General features: G+C 60.8%; 9 protein-coding genes. 5 read left to right on the top strand and 4 right to left on the bottom strand.

All coding sequences use genetic code 11. The features are described from left to right. Positions 1-117 precede the first annotated feature (117 nt). On the top strand, positions 118-3,792 hold the full coding sequence (locus ABMC88_RS16765) for a calcium-binding protein (protein ID WP_349578043.1): 3,675 nt from the start codon (positions 118-120) through the stop codon (positions 3,790-3,792). 3 nt (positions 3,793-3,795) lie between these two features. Here ABMC88_RS16765 and ABMC88_RS16760 read toward each other — a convergent pair whose 3' ends face one another. Beyond that, complete coding sequence (locus tag ABMC88_RS16760; protein ID WP_349578042.1) at positions 3,796-3,939, bottom strand: hypothetical protein; 144 nt, start codon at positions 3,937-3,939, stop codon at positions 3,796-3,798. A gap of 258 nt (positions 3,940-4,197) precedes the next feature. Between ABMC88_RS16760 and ABMC88_RS16755 the strand changes: the two genes are divergently transcribed. Further along, positions 4,198-7,287: a calcium-binding protein gene (locus tag ABMC88_RS16755; RefSeq protein ID WP_349578041.1), complete on the top strand. Its 3,090-nt coding sequence runs from the start codon at positions 4,198-4,200 to the stop codon at positions 7,285-7,287. A 162-nt stretch (positions 7,288-7,449) separates the two neighbouring features. On the opposite strand, the gene ABMC88_RS16750 is transcribed toward ABMC88_RS16755, so the two are convergent. Together ABMC88_RS16750 and ABMC88_RS16745 are read right to left on the bottom strand one after the other, a co-directional pair. Continuing rightward, positions 7,450-8,388, bottom strand: coding sequence for an acetamidase/formamidase family protein (locus tag ABMC88_RS16750; RefSeq protein ID WP_349578040.1), 939 nt, complete (start codon positions 8,386-8,388; stop codon positions 7,450-7,452). Further along, positions 8,385-9,371 (bottom strand): Gfo/Idh/MocA family protein, encoded by a 987-nt coding sequence (locus ABMC88_RS16745; protein WP_349578039.1) that lies wholly within the window; start codon positions 9,369-9,371, stop codon positions 8,385-8,387. The genes ABMC88_RS16750 and ABMC88_RS16745 overlap by 4 nt, the downstream gene beginning before the upstream one ends. 450 nt (positions 9,372-9,821) lie before the next feature. Between ABMC88_RS16745 and ABMC88_RS16740 the strand changes: the two genes are divergently transcribed. Together ABMC88_RS16740 and ABMC88_RS16735 are read left to right on the top strand one after the other, a co-directional pair. Then, positions 9,822-14,576, top strand: a complete 4,755-nt coding sequence (locus ABMC88_RS16740) for a choice-of-anchor L domain-containing protein (RefSeq protein WP_349578038.1) — start codon at positions 9,822-9,824, stop codon at positions 14,574-14,576. Positions 14,577-14,924: 348 nt separating this feature from the next. Further along, positions 14,925-16,130 carry an MFS transporter gene (locus ABMC88_RS16735; RefSeq protein ID WP_349578037.1) on the top strand — a complete coding sequence of 402 codons (1,206 nt, stop codon included), beginning with the start codon at positions 14,925-14,927 and terminating at the stop codon, positions 16,128-16,130. A gap of 14 nt (positions 16,131-16,144) precedes the next feature. On the opposite strand, the gene ABMC88_RS16730 is transcribed toward ABMC88_RS16735, so the two are convergent. After that, entirely contained in the window at positions 16,145-17,194 is a 1,050-nt protein-coding gene (locus tag ABMC88_RS16730) for a TIGR03032 family protein (RefSeq protein ID WP_349578036.1), read from the bottom strand. 273 nt (positions 17,195-17,467) lie between these two features. Between ABMC88_RS16730 and ABMC88_RS16725 the strand changes: the two genes are divergently transcribed. Next, positions 17,468-22,882, top strand: a complete 5,415-nt coding sequence (locus ABMC88_RS16725) for a beta strand repeat-containing protein (protein ID WP_349578035.1) — start codon at positions 17,468-17,470, stop codon at positions 22,880-22,882. Positions 22,883-22,987 lie beyond the last annotated feature (105 nt).

The following is a 22,987-nucleotide window of genomic DNA, read 5'->3' as shown; positions in this document are numbered from 1 at the left end:
ACGTGATCTTTGCGGCACATCGCGCCGGGCCGCATCGATCTTTGGCTTGCGATTGGCAAAATTTTTGCGGATGTTGATCACCATAGATTGAATTAAAATTTACCAGATTGTGACCCTATGCTGCGCGCCCACCTAGATGCTTTTATCGCCCTCGATCTCACCCGTCTTCCCACCGCAATTGAGGAAACGATCACCTACCTTGGCGGTGTCGAGCTTGCGTCAAACAACATCTTCGACGCGTCGCTGAATGTGCAAAATCTGGTCCAGAACATCGAAATCGTCGCCCAGATCAGCGACAGCAGTTTCGAGATCGGCCCCGATAGCCAGACCTTGGTGGACTACCTCGAATTTGCCAACCCAGACTACCACGCCAGCTTCTTGTCCCAAGAGGCAAACCTGCAATCCTCGATTGATGCGGTTTTTGACCGTGCAGACGGGCTGACCACCAGTTTCTCGAATGACTTTGCAGGCACGTGGGAGTTCATTTCAGGCACCGCCACAGCCGTCTACGCGGGGGTGATTGCAGGCGCTGGCGGTCTGGGGGATCTGGCGGAATCTGCCGTCTCGCAGGTCAGCGATGTCTCTGTCGGGATGATCGAGAATTTCATCGACGGGTTTCAGGACGGGCGTGCGGTGTTGCGGGTCGCGCAGGTCACCGAACTGGCGGGCTATTACAAAAGCCTGTGGGAGGGGGTTACGCAACTGGGGGACGCGCTCTCGGCCAGCTTGCAGGCGGGGAACTCTCCGTCAGAGATGTTGGGCGAATTGCGGGTCCGCCAGCTGATCACCTCGATTGCGCAAAATGCAAATGACGCGACAACGGTGATCAACAGCGTCTCTTTGCCCAGCTCGTGGGAGGACGCCTTGGGCGCGCTGAACACCGTTCTGCGGCTTGTCACCACGCTAGAGCAGCGCGACGTGCTGCACACGGCGCTGGAGAACGAAGACCTGTCAGGCCTGTCCCGCAGCTTTCTTGAGGATGCGGTTTTCATCAACAACACCGAGTTCGTTGATTTCTTTGCCGATGCCGTCAGCCAGTTTGTCGATATGTTGAACATCGGCGGGCAGTTTGCCTTGGCCGCCACTGCAACGCTGGAGGTGGTGCGCACCTTCGGCGATGCCTTTGCCATCGCGTATAAAACCCCGTGGCTGCAAACCAATCAGGTGTTTGAGGAATACGCCCCCCTGACCACCTATGTGACGCGCTATCAGGACCTGCTTGGAAACGCGCTTGAGGTCGCGGACGAGGCTTATGAGGGCACGTGGGGCGCGTCATTGACCTCTACCATCCCCGAACGGGCACCAGCCGCCATCGCGATCCTGTCGCGCCGCTTTGACTATGACGGCGACAGTGCGTTTGAACAGGGCGGTTTGCTGGCCGTTGGCGGGACCTATTACGGGAACATCCCACGCTTCACGACCGATCAGGACTGGTTCGAGGTCGTGCTGGAGGCAGGGCAGGACTATGAAATCTCGCTCACGACGACGACGAGCCAGAATGCTGAATTTATCCTGTACGACCGCGAGGGCCGCGAAATCGCGCAGGACAATCCCGAACTGCGCAGCAGCACACAGGCCGTTGCACAAGGCACGGTGTTCGAGACGGGCACATACTTTATTTCCGTCGATACAAGCGGGTCGGCGGATGACTATGCCATCCGCGTGGCCGAGACGACCCTGCCATCAGACGTGACCGAACTGATCGCCAGCACCGATCTTACCACCACCCCGACAACGCTTGGCGTGGGTGAGACATTTACAGGGTATATGAACCGAGACTACGCGCAATATGACTGGATCCGCGTTGAGCTGGAGCAGGGCACAACTTATTCCATGGAACTCACCGGCGGCGGCTTCTTTCCGCAAATGGTGCTTTTTAACCAGTTTGGCGGTGCGCTTGTCGGATTTGACCGGACCGTTAACGGGACGATCATCGAAGGCACAGCCGTTATTGGCGGCACCTATTTTGTTGGGGTGACGAACAGCTGGACAGCAGAATATACCCTCACCCTGAACGAAGTTGTCAATGCAGTGGGCGTGTCCGAGCTTCAGGACGCCGCCGCTTCCACGCGCACGGTGTATGATCTGAACGTGGGCGAAGTCTTTCGCGGTACGATGGATAGCTTCTCTCCTCAAAGCGATGATGGCGGTCAAGAGGGCGAAGGCGACTGGATGGCAGTCACCTTGGTGGAGGGGCGCAGCTATCGGTTCACAGCCTCTGTTGATGTCGGTGGTATCGACATGGACCTGCGCAATAGTGCGGGCGACATCGTTGCCGTCGAAAATGACCGGCTGTCCAGCCCGGGCGTGGCGATCCTTGAAGGCACCGCGCTGAGTTCGGGGCAGTTCTTTGTCGATCTGCACTCCGCTTACTACGAAGACTACCAGTTCACCTATGAAGAAGTGTCGCTGCCCACGACCTATACCGAGCTGATTGACGCGGGCGAAAGCAGTCTCACGCCTTATCACTTGGACAGTGGAGAGAGCTTTGCAGGCCGATTGGAACGGGAGGACAACGACCAGCAGACAAGTGACGCAATCAACGGTGACTGGATTGCCGTTGACCTGACCGCAGGCGTGACTTTTGTCTCGACCCTTACGTCGGTCAACCTGTCGCGGGCCAATTTTGGCCTCTTTGCCGCCGACGGCAGCTTTATCACCGAGGTGGACGGCGATTACCTGTCCCAAGGTGCCGTCACGCTGACCTCGTCCGTTGCGCAAAGCGGGACCTATTATCTGGTTGTGGGCGGCACAGGGGCGGGCAGCTATACGCTGACCTTTGACATCGGCACGGCCACGCGGAACGGCACTGCTGTGGCGGACGTGGTCGAGGGCACGGTTCTGGATGACGTCCTGTTCGGGCTGGGCGGCGACGATACGCTGAATGGCGGTGACGGCGATGATGTGCTGAACGGCGGCAGCCCGTCCATGCTGTCCAATGCGGACGGGGCGGATGTATTCAACGGCGGCGCGGGCAGCGATACGGTCAGCTACGCAGGGTCGTTCGGCTCTCTTCGGGTTGATCTTTGGTTCCCAAGCCAAAACACATTTGCAGCGGCAGGCGATACCTTCATCAGCATCGAGAACCTGACGGGCAGTCAGGGCGCCGACAATCTGCGCGGCACCCAAGGCAACAACGTCCTGAGCGGCGAGCGTAACGTGGATTATATCTTTGGCCGCGCCGGAGATGACGAGATTTATGGCGGCATCGGGAACGATGTCTTGTTCGGCGGTGTCGGGGCAGACATGCTCAGCGGGGGCGAGAATTTCGACCGCGCCCAATATTCCGAAAGCCTGACGGCAATTCGTGCGGATCTTGCCGATGCGTCCCTCAATACCGGAGAGGCGGCGGGCGATGTTTATACGGATATCGAAGGGCTTGCCGGTAGCCGCTTTGCGGACGATCTGCGCGGCGACGCGAATGCAAACCAGCTGTTTGGCCGCGAGGATGCGGACCAACTGACGGGCCGTGCGGGGGACGACTATATCAACGGCGGCGGCGGGCAGGACACGTTGCGCGGCGGGCTGGACAACGACACGCTGCGCGGTGGCGCTTCGCGCGATACATTTGTGTTCGATGACGGCCATGACGTGATCGAGGACTGGGCACTGGACATCGTGCAATTCGACAGCGCGCTGTGGGGCGGGCAGCCGCAATCCGCGGCACAGATCCTTGGGTTTGCGCAGGTCGAGGCGGGGAATACCGTCTTTGACTTCGGCCAAGGCAACACGCTCACGCTCGAAGGGATCGTGACCCCGGACCAGCTTGCGCCCTATATCGACAGTTTCTAGATTTCAGCGCAGCTGATGCGCGGTGCGCACGCCTGCCGACGCAGGGCGGCGTGCACGGCGGCCCGTTTGCGTACGGTCGGGAAGGGTTCGTGCTGATACGACCCTCAGCGCAGAGCGCTGCGCACCAATGGCGGGAAGTTCCCGCATCGGTATCCCCTCTGGGTTGCGCTGCGGGGAAGGGCGGTACAAAAAACCCACAGGGCTTGGAGAAATAGATGGTTAATGTAATCTATCTCACAGACGATTGGTAAACAGTTCGTTAACAAAACGGCAACAAACCTGAGCGCGAACTTCGTATTAATTGGGACCGCTACTGTTTCACCTTGCCAAGCGCGTGTTTGGCCCGCGCACTCATTTGAATTTTGCCGATCTTGTCGGCACATCACCTAACCTGAAAGGTACGTCATGGCTAATATTGGTACACAAGCAGCGAACTCCGAAACCATCGCATTGGACATGTCCAACGCGGACCTGTTCACTTTTGCGACTTTGTCGGAAAGCTCTTCGACTTGGTTTTCTTTTTCCTCCGACAATGGTGAGTCTAACATTTACGCCGGCAGCGGGATTACGACCTCGGGCGGTATGATCACCGGCGGCACGATAGATACACTGCTTTATGACGTAACCGGCCAAAGCTATGAGTATTTTGTCAACAGCTTCAGCGCCCCTGCTGTTGATCTGGTAAACGCGGACGGGCCCGGATTGATGAGCCTCATCATGGGCGGCAACGACACAATCGACTCTGGTGCTTTTAGTGACACGCTCAAAGGCGGCGCGGGCAATGACGTCATCTATGCCGGCGGTGGCAATGATCTGGTCGAGGGCGGCACTGGCGACGATACCCTTATAGGCGAGGCGGGTGACGACACGATCCTAGGTCAGGATGGGGACGATGTTATCTTTGCAGGCGCTGGGGCCGACAGTATTTTGGCCGGTGACGACTTTGATATCGTGCATGTGTATAATCAAGATCTGGACGGATCGAACAGCACCATCGACGGCGGCAACGGCATTGACGAATTGGTTGTGCGTCAGGGCGGCACATTTGATCTGACAGGCTGGTCGTTCAACGATATGGAAATCATCAACTTCCATGACGATGCCTCTGCAAGCTCGGCAACATTGCGGATGACCAATGACCAGCTTGGCTTTGGCTTTGGCACAGTGGTCGAGATTGAAGGCAACGCGGCGGCGGGCACGTCGGAGTCGCTGATTATTGATATTTCCAGCTCAAGCGGCAATTTCTCCATGCTCAACTGGACCTTTGCCGACTTCAACAACAGCGCCAGCGGCGATGATGGTGCCATTACCGTCAACGGGAACACGGGCGGCAACTTTATTACCGGCTCTATCATGACGGATAACCTGATCGGAAACGGGGGCAACGATGACTTTGATCTGTTCAGGGTCAACGCCCACCTTGGCGATGACACGCTGAACGGTGGCGACGGCATGGACGAGCTTTACCTGCTTGATGCCGGCACCTACCTGCTGAACGAAGGGCTGCAACTGGTCTCGATCGAGCAGATCCGGTTCTCGGATTCGGGCGGGACGACATTCAACCTTACCGCGGGGGAGATTGATGAACTGGACGAACTGGCGGCCAATGCGACGATCCTGGGGTCTGCAGGCACAGACCGGTTAATACTTGATATGGAGGCTTCCGAGACCTTCGATGTCTCGGGATGGAACGTGAGCAGCTTTGTTGAGGGCACGGACACGATCGCCTTTGTGAACGGCGATGGCTCGGCAAGCAATTTGACGACCACCGACTTTGGTGAACTGATCGAGACAGGCACAGGCCACGCGACCGTAAATTCGGGCGGCGGGGATGACACTATCAATACCGGTGGCGGCGCAGACAGCATTTCCGCAGGGACGGGCGATGATCTGGTGCATGCGGAAAATAACGCCGATACCATTGACGGTGGGGCGGGTCGTGACACGCTTCAGGGCGGCCTTGGGGCTGATAGCATTCTGGGCGGCGACGATGACGACGTGCTCTATGACTACCTGATGGGCGGCGGCGCGGATAACTTTGCCGATACGCTGGATGGCGGTGCAGGCGATGATATGATGGTCTCGACCGGCGGCGATGACAGTATTGTCGCGTCGGATGGGGGGGCAGATTTGGTCATTCTAGGCGATAACTCGGCTCTTCGCACTGTGACCATGACGGGAATCAGCGCGGATGATCAGGTCAGGATTGAAACGGTCAACGACGTGACCGTGCTGTCAGACGGGAGCCTTGCGACCGCCAACCTGAACACAAGCATCGGCTACGCAGGAACACTCACCACGGGGTCCGGCAATGATACCGTGTCCGAGGGCACCGGCATTTCCAGCAATCTCAATTTCGTTGATCTTGGGGCGGGCGATGACCGCATGGAAGGCACTGCAAGCGCTGGCGTTGATGTCTTCGACGGCGGAGTAGGGAACGACACGTTTCAGAATACCTCCACAGGTGGCTACACCATTAACCTGCAAACCGGTTTTGTCGATGGCGTGGCAGGGGCGTTGGTCAACTTCGAGAACTTTATCGGTAACGGCATTGGCGGCGATGAGACGGTTACGGCTGTCGACGCAGGGTCCATGCTCAATGGGGCGGGGGGCGACGATAGCCTGATCGGCAGCATGGGCGATGACACGCTATTGGGCGGGACCGGCACGGACGATCTGGCCGGCGGTGACGGCACCGACAGCATGAGCGGCGGCACAGGCAACGACACGATGCGCGGCAACCTTGGCGATGACACGATGTCGGGTCAGGCCAACGCCGACCAGATGTTCGGCGGCCAAGGTGTCGACGTGGTCATGGGCGGTGCCGGCTTTGATCTGGTCGATGGCGGCGACGGTAACGATACCGTCGACGGTGGGTCGGGTAATGACACGGTGCGCGGCGGCAACGGCCACGATGAGGTGCGCGGCGTCGCAGGTTCCGACACCATCGAGGGCGGTGGCGGCAACGACAGCATCCTTGGCGGTAACGGGTTCGACACCATCGACGGCGGCACGGGCCTTGATACGATCGACGCGGGCCTTGGCAACGACGTGGCCATGGGCGGCGGTGGCAATGACAGCATCGCGGGCAACGCAGGCTCGGATACGCTCAACGGCGATGGCGGCAATGACACCATCGAGGGCCAAGGCGGTAACGATGTGATCGACGGGGGTGACGGCTCGGATGTGCTTAACGGCGGTGTGAACAACGACACGATCACGGGCGGCAACAACAACGACACCATGACAGGCGGCATTGGCGCGGATGACTTTGTCTTCGCCGACGGTCAAGGCGCTGATGTGATTACGGACTTCCTTGTGAACGTCGATGATCTGGACTTTGACGCCCTGTCCACGATCAATAACTTCGCGCAGTTCCAGACGGCGGCGACAAACGTCGGTGCGGATCTGGTTGTGGACCTTGGGGGGGGCAACCAACTGACCCTGCTGGGCGTACAAGAAGCGCAGATGGACGTGAACGATATGATCTTCTGATCTGCCCCATTGCGCAGAACAAGCAACCGCCGCGCCGGAGCAATCTGGCGCGGCGTTCTTGTGCGCATCTGCCTGTGCCAAAATCAATCTGCGCTATGCGTCCCCCTGACTACGGGGGGCGATCAGCGGCATTGCCGATCGGTACAAAATTCAAAGGCAGGACTACGCCCTATCCACCAGATGCTTTGCCATCATCATATGCACGCCCTTTTCGCGGTTCACGGTCTGCGTTATCCGCAAATCCCCCGCAAGGCTGCACAGCATATAGGCGTCCGCGCGGCTGATGCCCGCCCGCTGGGACACCAGCGTGATCATATCGCGCAAGGCCATTTCGACACAGCGATCCAGATCGGGGTGCATCCCCATGGTGATATAGTGGTCGGGTGTCTCGGCCTGCGGATATGTCAGGTCACGGTCTTTGAGGACGGTCAGGCGAAACCGCCCGCGCAGCGCGGTTTCGATTGCGGTCACGCAGACCTCACCGTCGCCCTGTGCGCCGTGGCCGTCGCCGCATGAAAACAACGCACCATCCGTCAAAACGGGCAGGTACAGCGTGCTACCCGCGACCAACTCCTTGTTGTCGATGTTGCCCCCATGGACCCGAGGCTCGATTGTTGAAATACGGCCCCATGCTGCGGGCGGGGCCACGCCCATGACGCCAAAGAACGGCGCCAGTGGCAGCTCCAGCCCCCAAGGCATCCGCGCCACGCCGCGTTCAGCGTCCAGCGGGATGATGGTATGGTGCAGGTCGGGAAAGTCTTGTGGCAACGTCCCCTTGAGCGGTCCGATGTAGTTGAACCCCCAATCCTGCCGCAACGCGACATCAAGGATGTCGACCCGCAACACATCGCCCACCTGCGCACCGCGCACCGCAACAGGACCTGTCAGGATGTGGCCGGGCATGGCGGGTGGCCCTTCGGCGTGCAGCGCCAACAGTTCGGGCGGGACGTGGAACCCGTCGGGTGGTAAATTCTGCGGGCTGCCCGAGACGGTCTCGATCGTCACCTCTTCGCCGCTGTTGATGGTCAGGGCAGGGGGCAGCGCCGCATCGAAATAGCCCCAGTGGCAGGTCTGCGGCGCGGCGTGTAGTTGCGCGCTCATCGCGGGGGCTCTGATTTGGCGCGTTGATCGCTTCCAAGGATGCCTTCGACAAGTATCTGCACGCGCAAGGCCTCGGCGGGGGTGGCCAGACGGTTCGGCTTGCCCTCTATCAGCAATGCCAGGTCATCCAGCTGTGCCTTCAGGCTGGCGGCACGCGGATCGGCGGGCTCGGGCGCCACAGGGGTGAACGCGCCCCCGTCCGAGGCCGCATCACGGGAGAACTCGGAAATCCTGCGGCTGGTTTTGCTGCCTTTGACCGTCACTTCCTGTCGGTCAGGCTGGGCACCGCCGACACTGCCCATAAGGCTCACGGGGAGGCCGTCTTGGTTGACCAGACGCGCTGCGACATGGGTTTCACACAAGGTCGGATCGGCGGGGTAGGTGGGCTGTGCCCATTCGATCTGTAGCGGGCCGAGGATACGCTCCGAGAAGAACAGAAAATGCGAGATTACTTCGCGGGTCATGCCGCCTTCGTGCCGAAACCTCAGCCAGTCTGCGGACTGTTGCCATGCGCGGGGCCACGCAGGATAGGTCACAATGATGTCGACGCCCATCAGCGTGCCCAACGTGCCATCGCGTGCCGCAGCACTGACATCGGTAAGTGCGTCGCCCGCTGCTTGGGTAAAGTTCACGGCTGCGGGCACGCCGGATTGGTCAAGCTGTGCCACCAGATCGCGGCTTTCGTCTATATCAATGCCCAAAGGCTTTTCCAGAAACACCGCTTTGCCCTGTGCGGCGGCATCCAGCGCGTAGGCTTTGCGCGGCACAGGCGGGCAGGCCAGATAGACCAGATCGGCGGCGGCAATCGCGGCAGCGGCATCTGCCGCAACCTGTACCTGCGGCGCAGCAGTGGTCGCAGCAGCGCAGGCGGCCTTGTCGGGGTCCCAAACGGCAGTGACCTCGAATTCGGGATGCAGCATCATATGCTCCAACATGCGTTGGCCCATGATGCCCAGACCGATGATTGCCGTGCGCGTTGCCATAGATGTGCCTTTCCGTGTGTCATGCCCCGCCAGCATCGCTGCGCGGTGGGTGTGCCGCCAGTTTAGGGGCGGTGCCACTTTGTGCAATGGCTTTGCCATCGGTGTTTGGCGGTATCGGGGTGGTCTTTGGCCAGAACGGCGCCGCGGTAGCGTGGGAGGCCGGTTAACCCGAATAAGGCAGGTTCAGGCACGAATTGGACGATTGTGTCCACATTGCGACAAATCCACTACCTGAGATAATCATTGGTTCTTTGCCGGACACGTTTGGCGGGAAAATTGCCCTGTATTTCACGAAAAATGTCCACTTATTAGCAACCTTTAGGCGCATTGGCTCCTCATTTAGCTGTCACTTACGGCACTGAACTGGTGCGCCATGTGTTTGGTGCGCCTCGGTCAAGTAAACGGTTTTTGCCATTTTCCGGCATGATCTAAAAAGTGAGACGAGACGTTATGCCCACCGCAACGGAACTGGCGATCAACACCAGCGCAAGCGCGCTTGATCTGGCGCAAACAATTTTCGGCAGCAGTGCCACGGTGACTGGCGCGACCCTGACGGGCGCGGCGGGGGCCACGGCGACGTATTCGGGTGCGGACGCTACTTTGGGCGGTATCGCACCGGGGGATGCAGGCATTATCCTGTCCACGGGGCAGGCGGCCGACTTTACCAACTCCTCCGGGACGGCAGACACCAACACCGCAGAGAACGGGGCCAGCACCAACAACAACGCCGCAGGTGATGCGGACCTGAATGCGGTGACGGGGCAGACGACCTTTGATGCGGTGGTGCTGGAGACGACCTTTACCACCACAAACGACTATATCACCATGCTGTTTACCTTCTCCTCGGAGGAGTATCTGGAGTATGTGAACGGCGGTGTGAATGATGCGTTTGGCGTGTGGGTCAACGGCTCTTACGTGCCCTTTACGCCTGGCACCAGCGATCTGATCTCGATCGACACGATCAACAATACGGTTTCATCGAACCTTTATGTCGACAACCCGATCGCCAGCGATACCTACAACACGGAAATGGACGGCACCACGCAAGTGCTGTCGATCAAGGCACCTGTAAACTCGACCGGAACCAACACGATCCGCATCGCATTGGGCGATGGCGGTGACGGGGTCTATGACAGTAATGTTCTGATCGCCGCGGATAGTGTGCAGACCGTGGCGCTGGCCTTTGCCGATACCGTTACCGTCGAGCCGAACACCGCAACCACCGTGGACGTGCTGGCCAATGACATCGACCTTACCAGCGGCGGGCTGGTCATCACCCAGATTAACGGCACCGATGTGGTCATCGGCCAGACGGTTACCCTCCCCACAGGAGAGCAGATCACCCTGAACCCCGACATGACGCTGACGGTCCTGTCCGACGGTGATGTCGGCGCCGAGCCCTTCACCTATATGGTGCAGGATTCCGCGGGCAACACCGACGTCGGCTATGTCACCATCAACACGCAGGCGGATATTCCGCTGAACTACATCGTTGAAGGCACGGGCGGCGATGACCTGATCGACCTGAACTATGCGCTGGACCCGCAAGGCGACAGGATCGACGCCGCCGATGCGCTTGACGGGTCAAACAACGACAGCATTCAGGCGGGGGCGGGCAACGACACCATATTGGCCGAAACCGGGAACGACACGATCGACGCAGGCACGGGCAACGACAGCGTCGAAGCGGGCCTTGGCAACGACAGCGTCATCGCGGGCGACGGCAATGACACAGTCTTTGGTCAGGGCGGCGACGATACGATCCTTGGCGGTGAAGGTGCCGATTATCTCGATGGCGATTCCGGCAGCGACAGCATTGACGGCGGCACCGGCAATGACACGATCATTGGTGACGACGGCAATGACACGCTCGTTGGTGGGGCGGGCAACGACGAGATCTACGCCTCGACTGGCAACAACCAGATTGACGGCGGGGCGGACAACGACCTGATCTTTGGCGGCGCTTTGGCCGACACAATCCTTGGCGGCACCGGGATGGACACCATCGGGGGCGGCGGCGGCGATGACAGCATCGATGGCGGCGCGGATGACGACACGCTGTCTGGCGGCGCGGGCAACGATACAATCCTCGGCGGCACCGGCAACGACAGCCTTAGCGCGGGCGATGGCGATGACACGCTGTCAGGCGGCACAGGCGACGACACCCTTTCGGGGGAAGGCGGCGACGACCTGCACATCCTCGAGGACAACTTCGGCAATGACCTCATTGACGGCGGCGAGGCTACCGAGACAGGCGGAGATACGCTTGATCTGGGTAATGTCACGAGTGATCTGACGATTGATCTGACTGGCAGCAACCCTGAAAACGGCACGGTTACGGACGGCACCAGCACGGCCACTTTTGCCAATATCGAAACACTCACGCTGGGCGGTGGCATCGACACGATCGTGCTGGCCGATGGCTCGGGGGCGGCTGGTGTTGACGGGTTTGCGGGCCCCACGCAGGACGCCGGCGGGAACTGGACGGGCGTGGACCAGCTTGATGTAAGCGGCATGACCGACCTGAACGGGGCAGTCGCGAACACCGATGACGTAACCGTCACGGACACCAATGGGGACGGGTCGGGCGACGCGATCCTGACATTCCCGGGCGGCGAGAGCATCGTTCTGAACGGTGTGCCGGCCGCCACGTTCGACGACCCCGAAGCGCTTGCCGCGATCGGCATTCCGATGCCCAACTACATCGTTGAGGGCACAAGCGGCGCCGATACCATCAACGCGGGCTATCTGGGCGATCCCCAAGGCGACATGGTGGACGCCAGCGATAACCAGACAGGCACCAATGACGACAGTATCACAGCGGGCGCAGGCAACGATGTCGTCAACGCAGGCGCAGGCGACGACACGGTCAGCGGCGGCACAGGGGCCGATACCCTTTATGGCAACGCGGGCGACGACAGCCTGTTTGGCGATGCCGATGATGACCTGATCTATGGCGGCGACGGGGCCGACACGATTGATGGCGGCGACGGCGGTGACTACCTCAGCGGCGGCGCGGATAACGATTCCCTTTCGGGCGGTGCTGGCGGCGATGACCTTGACGGTGGCGCAGGCAACGACACCATCGACGGCGGCACGGGCGACGACAATCTCGACGGCGGCGCAGGCAATGACAGCCTGACGGGTGGCATTGGCAATGACTCGCTGTACGGCGAGGGCGGTGATGACACCCTGTCCGCAGGCACGGGTAATGACGCGATCTACGCGGGCAGCGGCAACGACAGCGTCGATGCAGGCGCAGGCACCGATTATATCCAGCTCACGTCGGGCAATGACACCGTCCTTGGCGGCGATGATGCTGACAATATCGACCTGCTTGCGGGCGGATATGTGGATGGCGCGGCGGTCACTGTCGATGGGGGCACGGGCGGCGTGGACAATGACACGCTCGACCTTGGCGCGTGGACGTACTACCGCAACCTGACCGAGACGCAGGACGCGGATACCGACAGCACCTCGGGCACCGTCGAGGTGCAGGATGCGGCAGGCAACTGGATCACGGTCACTTTCTCCGAGATCGAAAACCTGCTGCTGCCAGCGCCTTTGCCCAACTATATTGTCGAAGGCACCAGCGGCGACGACGTGATCAACGCGGGCTACACCGGCGATCCCGAAGGCGACATGATCGACGCCAATGACGCGGCCGATGGCTCGAACGACGATAGCGTTGTTGCGGGGGCGGGCAACGACAACGTCAGCTCGGGCGGAGGCGATGACACGGTCGATGGGGGCACGGGCAACGACACCGTTCTTGCGGGCGCGGGCGACGACGTCGTTGACGGTGGCGCGGGCAACGATCTGGTCTTTGGCTTTGACGGTAATGACACGGTCGCGGGGGGCGACGGGGCTGACATCATCAACGGCATGACAGGCAATGACCTGTTGCAGGGCGGCGCGGATAACGACACCTTCGTGACGGAAACATCCTTTGGCACCGATACCATTGTCGGCGGTGAAGGGACCACCACGGGCACCGACAACGACCTTATCCGCACGAACATGTCCGCGACCTCGGACCCGATCACCGTCACCTATACCGCGAACGAGGCCGGTACGATGACCTCGGGCATCAACAGCCTGACTTTCTCCGAGATCGAGCAGATCTGGCTGGACGAGGGCAATGACAACGTGGATGCCACGGCGACAACCACCGGCATCAACATCCGCACCCGCGATGGCGACGACAGCGTCACGGGCGGCGCAGGCGCAGATACGGTCGATGCCGGCACCGGCAATGACTCGGTCATGGGCGGCGCAGGCAACGACGAAATCGACGGCGGTACCGGCAATGACACCCTTATCGGTGGCACGGGCGCGGACGACATCAGCGGCGGCGACGGCGATGACCTTTTTGAGGCCGCCCAAGGTGACACGCTGTCAGGCGGCACTGGCGACGATACTTTCACCCTTGCCGATCTGGGCGAGGCAGGGGCCGCAAACCTGACCATCGACGGCGGCGAAGGCGGCGAGACGGGTGGCGACACGCTGGACCTCAATGGCCAGGCAGATCGCACCACGCTGACCTTCACCAACGGTGACGTGAATGCGGGCGGCCTGTCCGGCACGGTTGAATTGCTCGACGGTAGCGTGGTCAACTTTGCAAACATCGAAAACATCATCTGTTTCGTCCCCGGCACCCTGATCGCAACCCACGCAGGCCTGCGCAAGATCGAGGACCTGAAGGTCGGCGAGCGTGTGATGACGCAAGACAACGGCATGAAGCGCATCGCGTGGATCGGCAAGACAACGGTCAAAGGCAAGGGCAAATTCGCCCCGGTCAAGTTCAACAAATCCGTCTGGCAGGGCGCGACAGACGATCTGGTCGTCTCGCCCCAGCATCGGATGCTGGTCAAAGGGTATCAGGCAGAATTGCTGTTTGGTCACTCCGAAGTGCTGGTTCCCGCGCTGCATATGGTCGACGGCAAAGACGTGGTGATCCAGGAACAAGAGAGCGTGACCTACATCCACATCATGTTCGAGCAGCACGAGATCATCTTTGCCAACGGCATTGCGACCGAAAGCTACCACCCGTCTTCCTTCGGGGTGGGCGGTCTGGCCGACCAGACCCGCGAAGAACTGTTTGCCCTTTTCCCCGAGCTGCGCAGCAACTTGGGCGGTTACGGCGATACGGCCCGCTTGGCCCTGAAAGCCCGCGAAGCAAAGGTGCTGGCCGCCTACGGCTGACCTGTCTCTGGCGGGGGCCGCTGTTTTGGCGGACCCGAAGCCCTCAGCCCAAGCCCTCAGGCTTGGCCAAGGACGCAGGTGGCGCCTTGGCGCCGCCCGTATTTGGTGCCGATGACCTTGCGCGCTGAAAATCCGGCCCCGAAAAGATCGGCCATATTGGGTTTGTGGTGAAGTAGACAAGCGTCTCGAAACCGCAAAAGACACGTGCTGCGATTGGTCGCTTGAACCAACTGTTGCGGCTGGAGCAGCAACGCCCCGGCGCGTGCCGCGTGGTCGAGGGCGATCTCTCCCCCTGTGCCCCGTGATTAGACCTTGCAACAGCGCCCGCACAGGTATTCAGGTGGAGGGATGAAGCTGAACGGCCCGTACCTCTTTATCCTCGCTACCTTGATGATCGATGCCATCGGCATTGGCATTGTCTTCCCGATCATGCCCGATCTGATGGACCGTGTCGGGGCGGCCAACACCGCCCAAGGCGCGTTTTGGGGCGGTGTGATGATGTCGGCCTATGCGGCGGCGATGTTTCTGTTCGGCCCCATCGTGGGCAGCTTGTCCGATGCCTTTGGCCGCAGGCCCGTGCTGATTGCGGCATTGGCGACGCTTGCGCTGGATTACGTCATCATGGCCATGGCGCAGACATTCTGGGTATTGCTGGTCGGTCGGGTGATCGCGGGGATGGCGGGGGCGACCTATATCACCGCCACCGCCTATATATCGGACATCGCACGCCCCGAGGAGCGCGGCGCGGCTTTTGGCCTGATCGGGGCGGCCTTCGGGATCGGGTTTGTCTTTGGGCCAGCCGTGGGTGGCATCGCTTCAGGCTGGCATATCACCGCGCCGTTCTGGATTGCGGCGGGCCTGTCGGCGCTGAACGTGGTCTTCGGGCTGTTTGTACTGCCGGAGTCGCTGAAGCCCGAAAACCGCCGCCCCTTCGGGCGCCGCGATCTGAACCCCTTTGCCAGCATCTTGCGGGCGTTTTTGGTTCCGGGGCTGGCGGTGCCGTTGGTGTGCATCTTTGTGTTCGAGTTCGCCAATATGGTCTATCCGACGCTCTGGGCGTTCTGGGGCCGCGAAGTCTTTGGCTGGGACGGGTTTGTGATCGGGCTGACGCTGTCGGCCTACGGCCTTTTGATCGCTGGGGTGCAGGCGGGGCTGCTGCCGTATCTCACGCGGCGGTTTGGTGATTTCAGGACGCTGCTGCTGGCGTGCGGATGCGCGGTGCTGGGGTTGGCGGGGTTCGGGTTTTCAACGGCGGCTTGGGCTGTGGCCATGGTCCTGCCGCTGGCCACGCTGGCCGATATGGCGCCCCCGTTGCTGACCGCCTTCGCTGCCAACCGTGTGGGCGAGGACGCCCAAGGGCTGGTGCAAGGTGTGATCGCGGCGCTTGCCTCGGTTGCGGCGGTGGCGGCACCTTTGGTCCTGACCGCCACGTTCGAGCGGTTTGTGGACGGCAGCGGCCTCTATTTCCCCGGTGCGCCCTTCTTGATCGCGGCGGTGCTGGTGGTGCTGGTCATGCCTCTGGTTCTGCGGTTGGGGCGCAGGCCGCCCGACTGAGCGCCCCGTGCCTGTCAGCTTTCGTCGATGTTGATCGTGCGCAAGATATCACTGCCTTTCAGTCCAATGGCCGAGGGGCAGGTGGTGCGGGGCAGGTAGGCCACGTCGAACAGCTCGGTTATGATACCGTCAATACGGACCCATTCTACCGTGTCACCGGTGGTCAGATCAATGACCAGCAGACCGCAGCGCGGGGCTGCGTCCCGCGTGGCCAGTGCGGCGTCCAGCGGTAGGTCCTGAAAGGTCTTGTTGTCCCGTGGCAGGCTTAGCCCCATAACGGCGTAGCCGCCCAGAAGCGTCAGCCCCCGTGCATATCCCGGACAAAACGCTATGGCCGTGAACACGCCCGTCGCGGGATCGATCCAGCCAAATTCGCCCTTGCCCGAATTCAGGATCCACAGCTTCCCCTCATGCAGGCGCGGGGAGTGGGGCATGGACAGCCCATCGGCCACGATCTGCCCTGTGGTCACATCCATCACGATGCCGCTGCTGTCGCGGCGGTCGCGCCAGCCGTCCACCACGTTCGAGCGCGACACCGCCGTGACATAGCGCGGCTGCCCGTCGGCCACAGCCATACCGTTCAGGTGGCAGCGGTCTTCGGCGGCAAGGCGGTCAATGAACGCGGGCTTCCAGATCGCGCGAAAACTGTGCCCGTCGGAGACAGTCCCAAGGCAGTTGAACAGCGTGTTCACAAAGACAGGGCCATCCGCGCCGATATCCACATCGTGAATATCAATGTCGCCGGTGATCCACGTCTGTTTGGGGGCATAGACCGCGTCATATCCGTCTTGGCGCGCGCCTTCTGGCAGGATGTTGTCAAAGCGGTAAAGCTGCGCCTGCGTGGCCAGCAGCATCGTGCGGCCATCGTCGCTGACCCCCAACCCCATGCACCGCGGAAAGCTACGCTCGAACACCGAAAGCCTGCCGTCGGGTTTGATGCCAAGGAAAAAGACTTTGCCCGCTTGGTATGTCGTGAAGGCCAGCGATCCGCCACTGCCCGCAAGCCAGTTGATGAACCCCCGCGAGTGGGTCAGATCAAAGGCGGGTGGCGGTGGGGTGGTCATCGGGCAGGCATCCTGTGCGGTGTGGCTTTGGGCGCACTAGACGGTGCAAGCCTGCGCGATGTCAAACGCGAATGTCGCGGAAGGGCGTTGCGGGGATGATGCCTCGGGCGGGGGCGGGGGGTGATAAGCCTTGCTAAATTGCCCGCTCTGCCTATGGTCTTTCCCTGTACCTTTCACGTTTATTTATTATTTGAATTTTACCCCGTCATAACCGGCAAGGTTATTTTGCCTTCGCCATGACATCGGGTCACCAAGCACTTGGGGAGCATGCAAATGCCGGCAACAGCCTTTTTCGACCTTTTGTCCACGGACGAAGACACCCCGATCAGCGGATCGGTTTTTGCAGATAACGGCAATGGCGCGGATGTCGGGACGAACCTGCAGGTCGGCTCGGTCAACGGCATCGCAGCATCGGTCGGCCAGCAGATAACGCTGGCATCGGGGGCGTTGCTGACGGTGAATGCGGATGGCAGTTTCGACTATGATCCCAACGGCGCCTTCGAGGCGCTGGGCGCAGGCGACAGCCAGCCCGACAGCTTTTTCTACGAAGTGGCCTCTCCGAATACGGATGCGTTTGGCAATGGCATTGATCTGGCCGATCTTGACGGGTCGAACGGGTTTCGTATCAACGGCATCGCAGGCAGTGATGTTAGTGGCCAGCATGTGTCGAACGCAGGGGATGTGAATGGCGACGGCTTCGACGATATTATCATCGGGGCGCGGCTGGCAGACCCGGGTGGTGAAGACGCGTCAGGCCAAAGTTATGTCGTGTTCGGCTCGGCTGCGGGGTTTGCCGCCGATCTGGACCTCGCGTCGCTGGATGGCACCAACGGGTTTCGCCTGAACGGGGCGTTACAGGGCAACGTCAGCGGGCAGGATGTCTCGGCAGCGGGGGACATCAACGGCGACGGGATCGATGATATTGTGATCGGGGCACCTGGCCTCGGCTTTGGCGCCCCCAATGCAGGTGGTGCGCATGTGGTCCTTGGCACCACTGCGGGATTTGCGGCTGATTTTGATCTGGTCACGCTGGACGGAAGCAACGGGTTCTCGGTCTTCGGCACCACGCTCAACGATCTTGCAGGCACAGCGGTGTCGAATGCGGGGGACATCAACGGTGACGGCATTGATGACCTGATCATCGGCGCGGAGTTGGCGGACCCCGGCGGGGTTGATGCCGCGGGCCAAGCTTATGTGCTTTTCGGCGCGTCTGGCGGCTTTGCCGCGACGCAGAATGTCTCTGCGCTGGATGGGACCAACGGTTTTGCAATCGACGGTATCGCCGCAGGTGACAACGTTGGCTCGTCGGTCGCGTCGGCGGGGGATGTTAACGGGGACGGCATCGACGATCTTGTCATCGGTGCGCGCGGTGTGAATGCGAACGGGACGAATAGTGCGGGTGCTGCCTATGTGGTCTTTGGCGACACAGGCGGGTTTTCGGCGAACCTTGATCTGGCCACGCTGGACGGCAGCAACGGCTTTGTCGTCAACGGGATTACCGACTTTGACAGCACGGGGACATCCGTATCTTCTGCGGGGGATATCAATGGCGACGGGATCGACGATCTGGCCATTGGCGCACCCGCTGCTGACCCCTTCGGAAACCCGAGCGCAGGCGAGGTTTATATCGTCTATGGCAGCACCGCCGGCTATGCCGCAAACCTGAACCTGTTTGCGCTGGATGCAAACGACGGGTTTGTCATCAACGGCGTTACCGGCAACACGGGCGCGTCGGTCTCGGGGGCAGGCGATGTGAACGGGGACGGGGTCGATGATGTAATCGTCGGTGCGCCGTTCTCGTCCGTAGTTGGATCTATCAATTTTGGCCAAAGTTATGTGGTGTTCGGCAATAATGCAGGGTTCGGGACCAATCTGAACCTCGCGGATATTGACGGCACAAACGGGTTTGTCATCAACGGGATCAATGAGCAGGACCTCAGCGGCTCATCGGTGAGTGCTGCAGGCGACATCAACGGTGACGGGTTGGATGACCTGCTGATCGGGGCGCATTATGCGGATCCGAACGGGACGGCCAATGCAGGCCAAAGCTATGTCGTGTTCGGCAGCGCGTCCTTTGATACCTCGGTCTCGGCTGTGTTTGTGGACGTGGCGGGGGCGAACGACGCCGCCGTTGCCAATGACGATACGGTAGCGGTTGCCGAAGACGGCATCACCAGCGGTCAGGTGCTGGCTGACAACGGCGCAGGGGCCGACAGCGATGTGGATGCAGGCGACACGCTCAACGTACACGCCGTAAACGGGGACGCAGCCAACGTCGGCAGCCAGATCACCCTTGCCTCTGGTGCGCTGGTGACGGTGGGGGCCGACGGGACGTTTGTCTATGACACCAACGGCGTATTCGATGCGCTTGCCACGGGCGAGAGCGCGTCTGATAGTTTTACCTATGCGGTCACCGATGGCTCTTTCACTCAATCCGCAGGCGTCTTTGCGGCCAGCCTGGCGCTTGGCACGCTTGATGGGACCACGGGGTTTGTGATTAACGGCGTGGCCTTGGGGGACAGGGCGGGGCAGGCCGTGTCTTCGGCTGGCGACGTGAATGCGGACGGCATCGACGATCTGATCATCAGCGCCCCCTTGGCCGATCCAAACGGCAACACCAACGCAGGCACGCAATATGTGGTCTTTGGCGCTGCCTCAGGGTTCGGCAGCAGCTTCGAGCTTTCCACCCTCGACGGGACCAACGGCTTTGTCCTGAACGGCTCTGCCAACGATGAGGGAAGCGGCAACAGCGTATCCGCAGCGGGGGATGTGAACGGGGACGGTATCGATGACATCGTGATCGGCGCATCACAGGCGGATATAGGCGGTTTGAACGCAACAGGGCAGGCCCATGTCGTCTTTGGCAGCGACACAGGTTTCGCTGCAAGCACGGATTTGGACACGCTGAACGGCACCAACGGTTTCACAGTCGTCGGGATCAGCGCGGGCGACTTTTTGGGCAATGGGGTCAGCGCGGCTGGTGATTTTAACGGCGACGGATTTGACGACATCATCCTTGGGGCGTCGGGCGTAGACAGCGGCAATGTGAATTCGGGTACGTCATATCTTGTTTTCGGGTCTGACGCTGGGTTTGGCAGCAGCTTTGATTTGGCCACGTTGGACGGGACAAACGGGATTGCGCTGAACGGCGCGATCAACGGCGACCAAAGCGGCTACGCCGTGGGTGCGGCGGGCGATGTGAACGGTGACGGGTTCGACGATGTCATTATCGGCGCACGCACGGGTTATGACTACAGCGGCGGCAGCTTTGGCTATGCCGGGCGCAGCTTTGTGGTCTTTGGCACTGATACGGGCCTGAGCGGTGATCTGGACCTGTCCACGTTGGACGGCACCAATGGTTTTGTCATGGACGGGCTGAACGCCTATGACTATGCGGGCCGCGTTGTTTCATCGGCGGGGGATATCAACGGGGACGGGTTTGACGACATCATGATCGGTGCCCCTTCGGCCGGCACTGGCGGCGAGGTCTATGTCGTCTTTGGCACCAACACGGGCTTCACACCCAGCGTTGATCTGGCAGCCCTTAACGGCACAAACGGCTTTACGATCAACCGCGCGGGCGGGGCCGGCTATGCGGGAGGGTCGATTGACCTGGCGGGCGACATCAACGGCGACGGGCTGGATGATATCATACTCAGTGACTTGATCGCGACGTCGGATGGCGTGGTGCAGGCGGGCGCAAGCTATGTCGTGTTCGGCAACACCGCAGGGTTTGGTGCAACGCTTGATCTGGGCACTTTGGACGGGACCAACGGCTTTGCACTGGGCGGGATCGACCAAACCGATTTAAGCGGCCGCAGTGTGTCGGCTGCGGGTGATGTCAATGGCGATGGCATTGACGATCTGATGGTTGGGGCGTTCTTTGGCGATCCGAACGGCGCGGACAGCGGCGAAGCCTATGTGGTCTACGGGCGGGCAACCTTTACGCCAGTGGTCGATACAGCAACAGTGACGTTGACCGTAGAGGGTGCGAATGACGCACCCGTGCTGGGCGCGATCGCCCAAGCGGATGTGACCGATACCCAAGATATCCAAGACGTCACCACGACACTTTTCGCCAGCTTCAATGATCTCGACCTGACGGACACCGATCACACGCTGGCCGTGACCAGCACAGGCACATCCGGCGTGACCAACGGGCTGGCGCTGGACGCAGCGGATCTGGCGGGGCTGATTAGCACCGACAGCCTGTTCGTGGACGGCGGCGCGGGGTTGGCTTCGCTGGCCTTTACGGCCAGCAGCGGCGCGTTCGATTACCTTGCCGCTGGCGAAACCGTCACGCTGGGCTATCAGGTGGCCATCAACGACGGTAACGGGGGCATCGGCACCCAAACCTTCGACGTGGTTGTCACAGGCGTGAGCGAGCTGACACAGGCGCGTGCCGATGTCCTGCTGGCCAGCGAAACCATGGTGCTGTCAGGCTCGGTTCTGGCCGACAACGGGGGCGGCGCCGATCTGGGTGATAACCTTGAGATACTGGCCGTGAACGGCCTTGAGGCGGGGGTGAGCACACAGTTCGCGCTGCCCTCGGGGGCGCTGCTGCTTTTGCGGGCGGATGGTACGTTTGACTATGATCCGAACGGCATGTTCGAACATCTTGCGTCGGGGACGATCGGCTATGATACCTTCACCTACGAGCTTGGCGGCGATGCGGGCGGCATATCGGGGGCTTTGGCGATTATCGGCATCCTTGGCGCTGACAACCGCGATCTGTTGGTCGGCACGTCCCTTGGCGATACGCTGAGCGGCGGCAATTTCGCAGATACGCTGGAAGGCGGCGTGGGTGCGGATGTGCTGAACGGTAACAACGGCAATGATTTGCTGGATGGTGGCAACGGCGCTGATCTGCTGGATGGCGGTGCCAATGACGATATGCTTATCGGGTTCTTTGGCAATGACACTTTGCTGGGCGGCACGGGCGACGACACGTTGCAGGGGCAGTCAGGCGTTGACAGCCTTGAGGGCGGCGAGGGCGCAGACAGCCTGAGCGCAGGCGGCGGCAGTGACGTGCTGCGCGGCGATGCGGGGAACGATCACCTGAACGGCGGCAGCGGGAATGACCTCATTTACGGCGGGGACGAAAATGACACCATCGAGGGGCAAGTCGGATCTGACACGATCTTTGGCGATGGCGGGGATGACGTTCTGAATGGCGGCGCGGGCCTTGATCATATCTACGGTAATGCGGGGAATGACACGATTGATGGCGGCCTGACGAATGATCTGCTCTATGGCGGCGATGGCGCAGATGATATTCACGGCAATTCCGGTTCGGACTTCATAAACGGGGATGACGGTGACGACCAGCTGTTCGGCGAGGGCGGCAACGACAATATGGACGGCGGCGCAGGTGACGATACGCTGATGGGCGGCGTGGGGAATGATACGCTGACGGGCGGCGCGGGTGCCGACACGTTGACGGGCGGCACAGGCGCGGATGATTTCGCCTTTACCGACGGCTTTGGTGCGGATGTGGTGACGGACTGGCTCAACAACATCGATGACTTCGATCTGAGCGGGTTTGCAGGGGCCTCCAGCTTCGCCGATGTCACGGCTGCGGCGACGCAGTCGGCGGCGGACGTGCTGCTATCGTTTGCCGGCGGGGATACCGTGCTGATCCAGAACGCCACGCTGGCGCAGCTGGATGCGGGTGATTTCGTGTTCTAAGCGGGCAGGTGGGGCGCATGGCCCTGCCAAACCGCACAAATTCAACCGAAACATGAGATGTATACAAAGGTATACTGTAGATATCTGTATCCGACTGGTCTAAGA

The sequence above is a fragment of the Sulfitobacter aquimarinus genome, assembly GCF_040149565.1.
Classification (GTDB): Bacteria; Pseudomonadota; Alphaproteobacteria; order Rhodobacterales; family Rhodobacteraceae; genus Sulfitobacter; species Sulfitobacter aquimarinus.
The sequence above is the reverse complement of the archived record's forward strand: the minus strand, read 5'-3'. Positions and strand labels throughout refer to the sequence as shown.